This window comes from Paenibacillus endophyticus (assembly GCF_014192395.1).
Lineage (GTDB): Bacteria > Bacillota > Bacilli > Paenibacillales > Paenibacillaceae > Pristimantibacillus > Pristimantibacillus endophyticus.
In genome coordinates, this window is record NZ_JACHXW010000006.1 from 35,293 (window position 1) to 49,828 (window position 14,536).

The 14,536-nt window shown below is 50.7% G+C and carries 6 protein-coding genes; 5 read left to right on the plus strand and 1 reads right to left on the minus strand.

The window, feature by feature from the left end; translation table 11 throughout:
• Window positions 1-100: 100 nt before the first annotated feature.
• Window positions 101-1,084 (plus strand): helix-turn-helix transcriptional regulator, encoded by a 984-nt coding sequence (locus FHS16_RS11760; RefSeq protein ID WP_183562222.1) that lies wholly within the window; start codon window positions 101-103, stop codon window positions 1,082-1,084.
• Here FHS16_RS11760 and FHS16_RS11765 read toward each other — a convergent pair.
• Window positions 1,081-3,342: a helix-turn-helix domain-containing protein gene (locus tag FHS16_RS11765; protein WP_183562224.1), complete on the minus strand. Its 2,262-nt coding sequence runs from the start codon at window positions 3,340-3,342 to the stop codon at window positions 1,081-1,083. The genes FHS16_RS11760 and FHS16_RS11765 overlap by 4 nt on opposite strands.
• A gap of 300 nt (window positions 3,343-3,642) precedes the next feature.
• Here FHS16_RS11765 and FHS16_RS11770 point away from each other — a divergent pair, with 300 nt between their 5' ends.
• The 4 genes from FHS16_RS11770 to desA all read left to right on the plus strand — a co-directional run bounded on the left by FHS16_RS11770 (window position 3,643) and on the right by desA (window position 14,474).
• Window positions 3,643-5,247 carry an extracellular solute-binding protein gene (locus FHS16_RS11770; protein ID WP_183562226.1) on the plus strand — a complete coding sequence of 535 codons (1,605 nt, stop codon included), beginning with the start codon at window positions 3,643-3,645 and terminating at the stop codon, window positions 5,245-5,247.
• Between the two features lie 35 nt (window positions 5,248-5,282).
• Entirely contained in the window at window positions 5,283-11,789 is a 6,507-nt protein-coding gene (locus FHS16_RS32435) for an S-layer homology domain-containing protein (protein WP_183562228.1), read from the plus strand.
• Window positions 11,790-11,944: 155 nt separating this feature from the next.
• Window positions 11,945-13,174, plus strand: a complete 1,230-nt coding sequence (locus FHS16_RS11780) for an aminopeptidase (RefSeq protein WP_183562230.1) — start codon at window positions 11,945-11,947, stop codon at window positions 13,172-13,174.
• Between the two features lie 244 nt (window positions 13,175-13,418).
• Window positions 13,419-14,474: a Delta(5) desaturase DesA gene (gene desA / locus FHS16_RS11785; protein ID WP_183562232.1), complete on the plus strand. Its 1,056-nt coding sequence runs from the start codon at window positions 13,419-13,421 to the stop codon at window positions 14,472-14,474.
• Window positions 14,475-14,536: the final 62 nt, after the last annotated feature.

Consider the following 14,536-nt stretch of genomic DNA (forward strand, 5'->3'; position numbering starts at 1 on the left):
AGCAAACGATATACGACAGCTACTGTCATATATTCATGCTACAATAAAAAATAATAGAATGAGCCATGCTGCACGGGCTGGTTTAAAAGGGGGAAGCGCTATGCGCGCGGGAAGGCTGATCGCAATCGTGCTGCTCATGCAAAATAACGGCAAGCTGACCTCGAAGGCGCTGGCCGAGAGGCTGGAGGTGTCCGAACGGACGATTATCCGCGATATGGAATCATTATGTGAGGCGGGCGTACCGGTTTATGCGGAGCGGGGCTTGCATGGAGGCTGGGTGCTGGACGGCGGCTACCGGACTCAGTTGACCGGGATGCATCCGGATGAGCTTATCTCCGTGCTTGTTGCCAGTTCAACGTCGCTGCTGGGCGATCTCGGCATATCACAGCAGTATGAAGCGGCGGTGCAGAAGCTGCTGGCCGCTGCTCCCGATGCCGTGAGCAGAGGAGCGGCGTTAGTTAGACAGAAAATCCATATCGACGGAGCAGGCTGGCATCAGCTTGAGGAATCGCAGCCGTTCCTGCCGCTTGTTCAGGAAGCGGTATGGGAAGAGCGGCTGCTGCATATTCGTTATCAGCGTGGAGAGGGCGTCACTGAGCGTACGATCCGCCCGCTTGGGCTGGTTGCCAAGCGGAATATTTGGTATGTCGTTGGAGAGGCAGCCGGGGAGAGAAAAACGTACCGCATCTCTAAGCTGCACGGCGCCGAAATGCTCGAGGAGCGCTTCGAGCGCCCGGAGGGCTTTGATCTCGCTGGCTATTGGGAGCAATCGATCGGCGCGTTCAAGCAAAGCTTGCCTAAGTATCCCGCTGTTATTGCTCTAAGCGATCCGTCTGTGCTTGCGCGGCTTGCCAAGGAACGGTATGTCACCATAACGGAAACAAGCCTTGCCGGAGAGCCGGCAGGCTGGCTATCCGCGCATGTACAATTCCAAGGGGAACAATCTGCGGAGGAAATCATCCTAAGCTACGGCTCGCGCATGAGGGTGATATGGCCTGATGAGCTGCGCGAGCGAGTGACCAAGGAGCTGCATGCCGCGCTGGATGCGTATACCGTACACGAAACCCTGCGGATCACGGATTAGCCGATTTTCCGCTCCAGTACGGATTGCTTGCGGAATTCGCTAGGGGCAACGCCTGTTCCTTTCTTGAACATGCGATTGAACGACGTAACGTTGTGATAGCCGACTTGGCGGCTAATATCATTAATATTTAAGGTCGTGCCTGTGAGCAGCTCCTTCGCCTTGGATACTCTCAAGCTGTTGAGATGCTCGCTGAAGTTGGTACCCGTCTTCTCTTTAATATAAGCGGATAAATACGCGCTCGACATGTTCAGCGTATGGGCCAAATAATCAAGAGAAAGCTCCTCCGCGAATTGCTTCTCTATAATTTCCATCACTCTAGCCGCGATGGGATCGAAGGTGTCGGCCCTATTCTCAATCATTAGCACAGCAGCAGCTTCGAGAAGGCGGCTGAGCACTTCCTTATAATCTGAGAGCGTACAGCATGCGGCAAGCTTGTAATGGAGCGGCTTGATGGCCCAAGACTGGCTCGCATCCAATTGCATGGCTCCAAGCGAAGCAGCTACCTTCTCGAAGACGAGTGAAGAAAAAGCATCATAGTGCAGGGCAGCAGCTCCGGCTGTGTACATGTCTTCCAATATGCTGTCGATCAGCATGAACGCAGCAACCCCTTGACCGCCTTGTATCGCTGTGATGAGCTCTTGCTCCTGCAACAGCGATAACCGAGGTGGATCGGGCAGTTCTCTCGGTTCCTGAATAAGCTGCGTCTCATCAAGCAATTTCGCTTGCTTCGACAGCATTTGAACCTGCTCATAAGCATAACCGAGTTGGGAAGGATGCTCGAATCTCGCACTGACTGCAATCGTTACCAAGCAATAATGTTTGCATTGATCCAGCATCCCCTTCATCTTCTCCAGCATGGCCTCGATTTCCACGCCTCTGCTCTCTTTAATAACCGTCAATATATAATTTTTCTCCATTTGAAACGTGTGGGAGGATGGGCAATGCTCTTGCGCGATATGCCGAATATGTTCACGGATGGCTAGTGTTGCATTCTCGGGCCTTAAGTTGAGCACGCTGAGCATAGAGCCTCGGAAGCGCAGCTCGTAAAGCACAACCGTATAGGATTCATTCATCGCCAAAAGCTGCTCCAGCTCCACGATATCCTCATTGATGTTTTTCAATTGGCTCATATAACCGAAGTTGGTTAACAGCGTACGCTGTTTGGCCATTTTGGCTTGAACTTCCTCGCGTTCCTTCAACAGCTCTTTAATATTCCGATCTATAAAAGCATATTCCTCGATAGGGCTAGGCTGCTTATCCTGACGCCTGTTAGAAAAAACATCAACTAGCTGCTTGACTGGCAGCTCCAGCCGCTTGCTGAACAGAATGGATGCGGCGATCCCGACGATCAGCATTAGGGCAAGAACGATTGCGGCAGTGAAGTTCCACTCACTGAGCTGCGAGGTAATCGCTTGGGAAGGAACGCGTGTGAAATAGTGCAGCCCGCTGGAATCGCTTGTCCGAAACCAATATTGCCTGTTTATCAGCGTATGGCTTTCTCCCTCGCCAAATGCAGGAATCGAGCCTGCATCTAGTTCTGCATCCGAGCTATAGAGCAGCAGTCCGTCCTTGCTTGTTATAGCAAAAGCCCTGCTGCGCGCATCGCCAAACAAAGCCTGCAGCGTTTTCTCCATATCCAGCATGGCGATGATCTGGTATTGGCTTCCCAGCGTCTTATAGACATACGGCATCAACGTGCTGCCTTGAGGCAGCTCGACAGAGCGGTTATAGCGCACAGCGGGCAAGAGGGTGAGCGTGTTGTCCGTGAGAAGCTGATTTTGCCAGTATGTATACGTATAAATCGAGCTTTGATAGGCTCTGCCCAACATATCCTCCGCACTGCTGCTGCCTTCCTGATCAATCGCGAAGGCGTTGCCGCCAAAGTGGAGGATCAGGCTCTCCAAATAGAAAAGCGGATCATTCGCTTCGTTACGAAGCTGCGATGAGATTTTTTTGGCGGTCAAATAATCGGTTCCCGCTTCTCCGAACAAACGAATTTGACGGTTGAAGCTTTGAACGTCTACCTCCTTATACTTGCTGTAAAGCAAGGATTGCAATCTGGAGAAATGATTGGCGTAACGCTCTGCCGAATGCTGCAGCAGCATGCGGTTTGATGCGATTATTTCTTCCTCCAGCTTTGTTTTAAAGAAAAAAAAGCTAACGCCATTAAACAGTGAAAACAAAACAATGATACATATAAAGAACAGCAGGCTGGTAACAAAGAGAGAACGGGACGGAAACAAACGTCTGAAGGCCATAGCTTTCAGCTCCTTTCGGCATGAGGTCGGATCGATGATGTCAGGACTAGGTTCACTCTTTATGTTACTTCACGCAAGCGGGGGAGCGGTATGTTCGGTATGTTGTTTTTTTGTAAATAGAGCTTGTAGAACGCGAAGAAATAGGGCTGTTCCTGCCCGATTTCCCCATGTTAATGCGATTTCATAAGAAGGGGAAACATTCTTAAAAATCGATGATTCACAAAAAATACGCGCCGTTATAAGATCGGGCTGCAACATGAACCGAAGTAACGGGGTGAGATGAGAAGAGGATAACAACAGATGAAAAGAGCTTATAAATATGCAGCGGCCGCATGGATTTTAATGACAGTGCTGCTGGCCAGCTGCAATGCCAAGGCTGATCCTGCGACAGGCGATACGGAGCGTGCCGCAGTGCAGCCGGGCATGCCGATTGTGGGCGAACCGATTTCGCTTAGGTTTTTTACGGGCAAGTCGCCGAGTAACGGAGATCCGTTTGAGGATATTCTCGTGTGGAAGAATTACGCCAAGCTTACGAATATGAATATTCGGTTTGAGCTTGTCCCGTTCGATGTGCTGACGGAGAAACGGGCGCTTTCGCTGGGAGGTGACAACCTTCCGGATGGCTTCTACTCTGCGCGGCTAACGCCGGAGGAGCTTGCCTCATACGGAAAGCGAGGCATACTTATTCCGCTCGATGATCTGATTGAGGACTATGCGCCAAACTTTAAAGCGCTGCTGGAAAAGTATCCGATGCTGCGCAAAGGACTTGTCATGCCGGATGGGCTTATCTATTCGTTTCCGTCCTTCTACGATCCCGAATTTTTATCCATGCAGATTGGTACGCCGCTTTGGGTGAACAAACAATGGCTGGACGAGCTCGGCATGGCGGAGCCCCAAACGACGGAGCAATTCCGGTCTTATTTGCTGGCGGTTAAAGGGGCTGATTTGAACGGCAACGGCAAGCGCGATGAAATTCCTTATAGCGGAGTTGGGGTCGGTACGCTGATCAATCAGCTAAAGGGAGCTTGGGGACTGGGCAATCGCGGCTTAGGACATAAGTTCGTTGACGTAGATCCCCTTACGCAGCAGCTGCGGTTTACGAAAGCTTTGCCCGGATACAAAGAGATGCTGCAATATATCCATGGCTTAAAAAAAGATGGATTATTGGACAAGGAAATTTTCTCGATTAAAGAGAACGCGCTGAATGCGAAAGGGAAAGAGGGTCTACTCGGTGCAATGATCGTGCCTAACCCGGCAGCCGTTATGGGCAGGGACGAATATATCGGCCTCGGCGCGCTTCAAGGACCATACGGGGATCGCCTGTATACGCAAATGAAGGTGCCTCTCGTTCATCCAGGCGCATTTGCCGTAACGAGCGCGAATAGATATCCCGAAGCCACTGTGCGCTGGATGGATTATTTCTTTGGCGAGGAGGGAGCCGCCCTTTTCTTTATGGGAGAGGAAGGCGTAACCTATGCCAAGGATGAAAAAGGACAGCTCCAATTTCTGCCCTTTATTACGGATAATCCAGACGGATTAACGATGGATCAAACGTTGATGCCCTATGTGACTTGGCTCGGAGGCAGCTATCCCGGCTTTGTGCGCCAGTCTTATTTTAGAGGATCGGAATCGATGAAAGGTTCGCTAATGGCAGCGGAGAAGGCAAGGCCGGATGCGGTTGCGGAAGTTTGGGGCAAATTCAGCTTCACCAAGGATGATGAGCTGTTCATGTTAACGGTCGGTGCCGATTTGGAAGCCTATATTAGCGATATGGAGCTGAAATTCATAAATGGCAGCGTACCGTTTGCGGAGTGGGACAGCTATCTATCCACGTTGGATACGATGGGCGTCCGTGAGTATATGCACATTTATGAGCAGGCGTACGAGAGGTACGTCCATGATTAAAGAAAGCAAACGAAATAGGGGAGTGTGTTAGTCAAGTGAAAGTCAAATTCAGACCGTTGCGCAAGTGGGTATCCACCGTAACCTTAATGACCATGTTATTCGGGGCCATAGCCCAGCAGGGCTACGCGGATGAGGGCGCCATAAATCCATCGAACACGGCAGCAGCAGCAGCTGCTCTGCCGGCATTAATGATCACAGAGCTCGTGCCCGACTCCAAAAATGTGGGCGGCAACGACGCGTATGAGTTCATCGAGGTATATAACAATACGGATGAACCGATTGATTTCAATCAATACAATCTGGTGTACCACTATTACAACACATCTAACGTTGAGCAAAATATACCGTGGACGCTGTCGACGGATCAAGAAGTCATCATTCCTGCTCATAAGCCAATCGTGATGTGGGTGAAGGGGAAACCAATTTATGAGCTGAATCCGGCCCTCGCGGTCAGCCAGTTCAACGCCAATTACGGCTCCGCCTTGGAGGACGGCGTTCATTTGTTCGAAGTTAAAACCGAAGGCGGCTTGCACAACAGCGCGCCGAGAGACTTGATCATCAAGGATAAGAGCGATAACGTCATTTCGATCGCTTCCTACCAGACTGACGATCAGACGAAAGAAAATATGGGCATCCATTATTCATATCCTGTAGATGGAACGCCGAATATGGTGATGATGCCGGGAGCGGGGACCAAGGCGGCAACGCCTGGTGTTATCGATCCGGCTCAAGTGCCGGGTGAGCCAAGCTTGCCTCCCGTTATTACGCACACCCCGCTGACGAACGCTTCATTTGAAGAGGACTTGACGGTTGCAGCCGGCATCTCCCAGTCTTCCGGGAAAGCAGTCACGGCAAGCGTGTATTACAAGAAGGGGGCAGATGCAGCCTTCACGGTACTTCCGATGACGGAATCAAACGGCAGCTTTCAAGCGGTAATTCCGAAAGAGCAGCTGACCGTTTCCCCTTTAAGTTATTACATCGAAGCGTCAGACGGCCTTGAGACGGCAAAGACGCTTACGTATGAGGTTGTCGTGCGTACGGACAGCTTTGATTTCAGCAAGGTTCCGCCTCTCTTCATTACGGAGCTGCTGCCTGACAGCACGAACGTGCAAGGCCAAAGCAGCGATGCCTTTGAGTTCATTGAGGTGTATAACAACACGGACAAAACAGTGGATTTCAACGATTACAGCTTGGCTTACCGCTATCCCGACAAAGGTCCCGGCAGCGATGTTGCTTGGGCGCTTGAAACGGCTGACGAGGTTAACATTCCATCGCGCGAATCGATCGTGCTGTGGATTCAGACGAGCTTGAACGGCAGCTATACGGCAAGTGATTTCAATACGCTGTTCGGAACCTCGCTTGTGCTGAACGATAACCTGTTCCGCACAAGAGCCTACGACGGCATGGCCAATGGTTCGGCCAGGGATTTGGTCATCAAGGACAGCAATGGTCTTGATCTCTCTATTGCATCCTATCAGAAAGATGCGCAAACCGTGTCGGACAAAGGCATTTTCTATGCGTATCCGATCGATGGCGGCAAAAATATGCGCATGCAGGATTTGCCTGGAACGCTTGCTGCTACGCCTGGAACTACTGAATCTTCACAGGTGCCTGCCCAAACGGTAACCTTGCCGGAAATGCCGAACGCCGCCCCAGCGGTAACCGGGACGAGCTATGCCAAGGTAAGCGGCGGCATCGAGGTAACGGCAGCGATTACGGATGAGAAGCCGGCAGCGCTTCAAGCGACGATCTATTACAAGACGGCGCCTTCGCTTGCCTTCACAGCTGCACCGCTCGTTTATTCTAGCGGCAGCTACAAGGCGCTCATTCTGGATGCAGCGATTACAGACGCAACAATGGTTTATTATATCGAGGCGAGCGACGGCTCCCATTCGATTCGTTCGGGAGAATATCCGGTAACGGTTCACCTCGATAAATTCGATCCGCAGAAAGCGCCGGTGCTTCTATTAACCGAGCTTGTGCCGGATTCCACAAATATGAATGGCGGTGATGGCTACGAATTCGCCGAGGTGTATAACAATACCGATCAGCCTATCCAGCTGAAGGACTATAAAATCCGTTATCGTTACACCGATTCGGGTCCCTCGGCAGACGTCATCTGGCCATCCTCCAAAGAGGATGCGGTAATTCCAGCGGGCGGAACGGTCGTGTTTTGGGTCATTAACAGCGGTAATACGGCGGCAACCGCAGCCAATTTCAATTCGAACTATGGCGGAACGCAGCTTGTGGAAGGCGTGAATTTGTTCAAGCTTTACAGTGATGGCATGGCTAACGCCGGCAAACGCGCGATGGTCATATCGACGAACAGCGGCATCGAGGTTACTGCGGCCTATTACGATAATGACGAGGAGACGAAACCGGACAAGGGCATTTTTTATAAGTATCCAGCGGACGGCACGACTACGATGATTAAGTACAGCCCTGGCAGGGGCGCTGCTACACCGGGCAGCCTTGTACAAGGACAAGCGCCAGCGGTGCCGGTGCATATAACCGCAGACGTTACGCCGCCATCGATTGCGGACTTAACGGATAAATCGGAGATTGACCAATCCAAAAGTCTGGCAATCGCGGTTGACGCGAAGGATGAGCAATTGGTCAAAACGGTGCTCCTGTATTATAAATCCGACATCCAGAGCGAATATACACCGGTCTATTTGACGAAAAGCTACGATGATGGCCTATATCATCATATGCTGTTCTCTCCGGATCTCATTGGCCGGAAGCATATCACGTATTATTACGAGGTTTCCGACGGGATCAATACGGTGTCGTCGCAGCCGAAGCAGGTTGCTATTCTTGGCGGCGCTGACCGCTCGGAGCTTCGTCTTAACGCAGCGGACGGCGAGGTTGTGGCAGGCACCAAAATTTTGCGCGGAACGAGCGAAGCGGCTGCAGCCGATGAGCTTACGCTCGCTATAGACGGGAAGCCTTTAACAGAGGGCACGTACAATGCGGTTGAACGCGATGCTTTCTTCGCCTTCGAGGTTCAAGGCGTCAATTATTATTTCAAAAATGCGGTCGTACAGGGAACGGAGATATTGAATACGTTCCTTGACCCGATTCCGACTTGGTCAACGCTCACGGTTCCGATTTCGGCCGATCGGCTGAAGCAGGGCGAGAATATCCTGTCTATTTATGCAGGCTCCAAATCCGGACCGTTCGACAACCGTCCAGAGGAGAATAAGGACGATTTCGAGGTGCGCAACGTAAGGCTGGTGCTTGCGGACGGTACGGAAATTTATGACCCCGCGTTCGCGAATAAATCGACTTCGCTCAAAATGGGCGACAGTGCGGGCAAACATGAATTCATTGATTTCAAATTGGCGATTCCAAGCGAGAAGCTGAACTCCAAGGCATACGTATGGCAAACGAAGGGAATGGCGGATGGCGAGCACACGCTCACGTTAAGCCATGGTACGTTAGGGACCATTACCAGCAAGGTGAAGGTTGATAATACCGCGCCTGTCATTGACCCTTCCCTTGAAGAAGGAAAGGATTATAGAGGCAGCTTCGTCATCGATGCAGCCATCAACGATCCGATTGCCGGAGTGAAGTCATCCCATGCGCTGCTTGACGGCGTGTCGATCACACTGCCGTATGCGACCTCGTCGGCGAAGCTTAACCCGGGCTCGCACAGCTTCAAGGTTGAAGCAGCGGATATGGCGGGCAATCAGGCAGAAGCGGAGATTCATTTCACGGTGCCAGACGAGAACCCGCTTGGTCCGGAGCTGGTAGCGCCTGTTCAGGATGCTGCCAATCTTGGCGGTTCCGTTAAGCTGTCGGTCAAGGTGAAGGATCCGCTGGGAGACAGCATGAAGGTAACGTTCTTCCAAGGATTCAAATATGATGCGAATGCTAGTGCAGGTTTCAACGCCTACAGCAACGCAGCGGACGTAGAGCCTCCGAAGGAATTGGCGCCTGCTGGCGAAAAGGCGTTTACGGTCGAAGACTACAAGGCAATCAGCCAGACTGACGGTCAATATAAGATAGACGATTCAATGGAGCAATTCCCCTACCAGCGTTTCGCGATTACGCTTGATCCGTCGGTGAAGGATACGGATCTCGTCGCAATCAACTGGACAGGGAAATCGCTGGAAGGCCGCTTGGTCAGCCTATATGCATGGAATCCAGACGCGAAGAAATGGGAAATGCTCGACACGACCGTGGCGGGGAACGCGGATTTTGAGCTTCGCGCTGAGGTGGCAGCCGGCCAATACCGCGATGGGAACAGCATCCAAGTAATGGTGCAGGACCAGGTTCAGGAATCGGATGACCCTTATGATTTCTCTTTTGTATGGATGTCCGATACGCAGTATTACTCCGAAACGTATTTCCAATATTATCGCGATAATGTGGCATGGATTCGGGATCATATGGATGAAAACAAAATTAAATACGTCATTCATACCGGGGATATCGTAGACGAATCGGATAAGGAGTACCAGTGGAAGGAAGCGGACAAAAACATGAAGGTGCTTGATGATGCCAAGATTCCATACGGCGTATTGGCAGGCAATCATGACGTTGACCATCAGAAGGGCTCCTATGTGGACTATTGGAAATGGTTCGGCGAGGATCGCTTCAAGGATCAGCCTACCTTTGGCGGCTCTTACCAGAACAATATGGGCCATTATGATCTCGTATCCGCAGGGGGCAACGATTTCATTATCGTTTATATGGGCTGGGGCCTTGGCGATACCGAGATCGATTGGATGGATAAGATCGTGAAGCAATATCCGAACCGGAAAGCGATTCTGGCATTCCACGAATATTTGCTTGTTTCCGGCAACCGGGCTCCGATTGCGGACAAGGTGTATGAGCGCGTCGTTCTGCCTAACAAGAACGTATTCGCTACCTTGTCAGGTCATTACCACGACGCGGAGCTGAAGCTCGATGCGATTGACGATGACGGGGACGGCAAAACGGATCGTAATGTCTACCAGATGCTTGCTGATTACCAAGGCGCGGAAGACGGCGGTTTGGGTTACATCAGGCTCATGCAATTCGATATGAAGAACAACAAGATGCATATGAAAACCTATTCGCCTACGCTTGACGATTACAATTACTACGATCCGAAGGAGTTCCCTGGCAAGGACGAGTTTTCCGTGGACTTGGATTTGGGCGCTTCCAACAAACGTGTCGCAACCGATTATTTCGGGGTGCGGGTGTATACAGCCAATCAAATTGGAGACAAGGTTCAAGCCGAAAGCGGCCAAGAGGCTTCGGGCATATGGAACGGGCTGAACGAGAACCGCGAATACGAGTGGTTCGCATTGGCCGAGGATGAATTTGGTGGAGCGGGACGCTCGGATATTTGGCGCTTCCATACGGGAGAAGCTGATACGACGCCAATGACACCGCCGGTCAAAGGGGTGATTGAGCTTACAGCCAGCAAATCTGGCGAGTACAAGCTCGATGCGAACGTGATCAAAACGGCAATTGAAGGTGCAGCAGCGGGAGCATCCATTGAAGTGAGACTAGTTGGCGCGAACGAAGCCGGAGGGAACGGGCTTGTGATGAGCGGAGAAGGTATCCGCGCCTTGCAGCAAAGCAATCACCCGCTTCGCATCGCTATGCACGCGGTCACGCTGGATATTCCGACAGATGCGCTGCCGGAAACAGCGACAGCAGCAGATTCCGTGGAATGGTTTGTGAATGAGAGGCAGACGGACGCGACAACAACTGCGGTTTCCAGTGCAGCCAGCCAGGAAAAAAGCTTTAAAGAAACAGGGCTTGTCTATACGTTGGAGCTGAAAACGAGCAGTGGCTCAGGAAGCCCGTCAGTAATTCATAGCTTTAATAAGCCGATTAAAGTAACGAGAACACTTTCGGCGGAAGAGCTTGCAGCTCTCGATCTCGATTATGCCGGCGTGTATGATTTGAACAACGGACAAGCATCCTATGTCCCGGGCTCGTTCAATGGAAATGAGGTAACGTTCGAAACCGATCATTTCTCTATGTATTCGATTTTTGAATACAAGAAATCATTTGCGGACACGGCTGGGCATTGGTCAGAGGCCTATGTTTCCAAACTGGCGGCAAGGCATGCCATAACCGGCATGGACGCGGAGCATTTTGCGCCAGGGAAAGCCATTACACGCGCAGACTTTGCTGTCATTGCAGTGAAAGCATTAGGTTACCTTGACGTCAAGGCAGTATCCGGTCCATTCTCGGATATTTCCTCCGACAGCTATTATGCCGGTTATGTGGCAAAGGCTGCAGAGTTTGGCCTAGTGAAAGGCTATGATGGCGCCTTCCGACCGCAGGCTACGATCTCGCGCGAGGAAGCGGCAGCAATCATCGTTCGGTTATATGAACGCTTGAATGGCGCACAAACACCTTCGTCAAATGGTCAAGCTTTTGCCGATATCGCAAAAGCTTCGCCATGGGCACGAGCGTCGATTGAAGATGCGCAGTCACTCGGGCTTCTGGAGGGTAAAGGCGGCAACCTATTCGCTCCAAAAGCAACGGTAACGCGTGCTGAGATTGCGAAGCTGATTTGGACGGCTATTCAATAGCTGCCTGTACATTAACGAAGATCGCTCTCCGATTAAGGGGAGCGGTCTTTGTTTTATTCATAATCCCTTATTTGACTGTAGGCTTGTATTTTCGATACAATTTAGGGGACAACAAGTAAAGCCTAGAAGCAGGATTGAAGGGAGAATGCGAATTTATGAGCGGTTTTGAACATCATTTAGAAACATACGCACAATTAATTGTGAAAATAGGCGTTAACGTACAGCAAGGCCAAGAGGTATTCGTAACGGGGGCAGTCGATCAGGCCGTTTTAGTCAGGTTAATAGCTGCGAAAGCGTATGAGGCGGGAGCGAGCAACGTACATGTCGATTGGATGGACGATTCCTTATCGCGCTTGAAATACGAGAAGGCTGCCGAGGACGTATTCACTAGATTTCCCGAGTGGGAAACAGGCAAGCGCAATTCCTTCGTGGAACGCGGGGCGGCCTTTATTTCAATCGTTTCTTCAAGCCCCGATCTGCTGAAGGGGATCGATTCGAGCCGCATCTCAAGCTTCCAGAAAGCATCCGGCCAAGGGTTGAAGGAATTCCGCAGAGCGATCCAATCGGACAAAGTAAGCTGGACGGTTGTAGCGGCTGCCGGCAAGGAGTGGGCGGCAAAGGTATTCCCGGAGTCAGGCGATGAAGCGGTCGAGAAGCTATGGACAGCGATCTTTGAATCCGTGAGGCTTCATGCGGACGATCCGGTGAAAGCATGGGAAGAGCACAATGCGAATCTACATAGCAAAGGCGAGACGCTTAACCAGAACCATTTTCAAAAATTGCATTACACGGCGCCCGGCACCGATCTGACGATCAAATTGCCCGAGAAGCACATCTGGGTCGCAGCCGGCAGCACGAACGTGAACAACATCCCGTTCATGGCCAATATGCCGACCGAGGAAGTATTCACGGTGCCGCTCAAAACCGGCGTGAACGGCTATGTATCCAGCACCAAGCCTCTTAGCTACGGCGGCAACATCATCGATCGTTTCAAGTTGACGTTCGAGGAAGGCCGCATCGTTAAGGTAGAAGCCGAGGAAGGCCAAGAGATTTTGCAGAAGCTGGTCGATATCGATGAGGGCTCGCACTATCTAGGCGAAGTCGCGCTAGTGCCGCATGAGTCGCCGATTTCGAAGTCCAACATTCTATTCTACAATACGTTGTTCGACGAGAACGCATCGAATCATCTTGCAATCGGAAGCGGCTATGCGTTTAATATTGAAGGCGGCAAAACGATGTCTCCTGAAGAGCTTGAAGCTAGCGGCGTCAATTCAAGCATCACGCATAACGATTTCATGATCGGTTCCGCGGACATGGATATCGACGGTATTAAGATCGACGGCACAGTCGTTCCGATTTTCCGCAAAGGAAATTGGGCTATTTAATAAAGCGTAAACGGCATTGAGTTATTCAAAAGAGGCGAGGTCCTCTTTTGAATAGCTTTTTTTCTTTTTAGTAGGAGCACATACATATATCTGGTTGGTTTTCAGCGTTATATATGACATTTGTCATACAAACAAATGACACTTATGACTGTGAACGCATGACGCTTTTCTTTACAATAAAGTTAGAATACTGCGATAGACGCCACGGACACTCCTAAGCGTCATATTGAGGAGGAAGAATGCGATGACAGAGCTGAAGCACGCTCACCTGAAGAAAGAAGTTGCCCCATTTGAAAAAACGGATTTGAAGTCCAGCATCAGACAGCTTATCAACACGTTAGTGCCTCTGGTTCTGCTCTGGTTTGCTGCTTACTATAGTCTCTCGATTTCGTATTGGCTTACGGCACCGCTCGTGCTGCTTACATCAGGTTTTGTCATCCGTACCTTCATTATCTTCCATGACTGCTGTCACGGCTCTTTCTTTAAAAGTAAAAAAGCGAATGACATTTTTGGGACAATTACAGGCGTTATCACGCTCGTTCCTTATAGACAGTGGAAAAACTCGCATTCCATCCATCACGCAACAAGCAGCAACCTCGACAAACGAGGTACTGGCGACCTATGGATTCTGACAGTAGAGGAATACGCGGCTTCGCCGTTTATGCGCCGCTTTGCTTACCGCATGTACCGTCACCCGCTTGTTATGTTCGGACTTGGTCCAATCGGCGTTTTCCTTATCCAATACCGTTTCAACATAAAGGGCGCTAGACGCAAGGAACGCATGAATACTTATTTGACGAATGCATCAATCGTAGGCTTATATGCGCTTCTGATTTGGGCAATTGGCTGGCAGTCCTTCCTTCTCGTGCAAGGACCGGTGTTCTTCGTATCAGGCTTGCTGGGCATTTGGCTGTTCTATGTACAGCATCAGTTCGAGGATTCCTACTTTGAGCATGAAGATGAATGGAGCTACGTGAACGCAGCCGTTGACGGAAGCTCATACTATAAGCTGCCTAAAGTGCTGCAATGGATTACAGGCAACATCGGTTTCCACCATGTCCACCATTTAAGCCCTAAGGTTCCTAACTACAATCTGGAGAAAGCGCATAATGCGACGCCTCCGCTTCATAAAGCAACGACGATTACGATAAGCGAAAGCTTGGAGTCGCTGCAATTCCGCTTGTGGGACGAAACGGACAAGAAATTCGTCAGCTTTAAAGGCATTAAGCATCGCCTTCGGAAGGTACAATCGGCTTCCGATAAGCTTAAAGCCACTCAGCCAAGCTTGAAATTCAAATAACGTTTGCCCAATAGACGACCATGAAGCCACGCCCTCACAGGCTGGCTTCTCGTATGTAAACC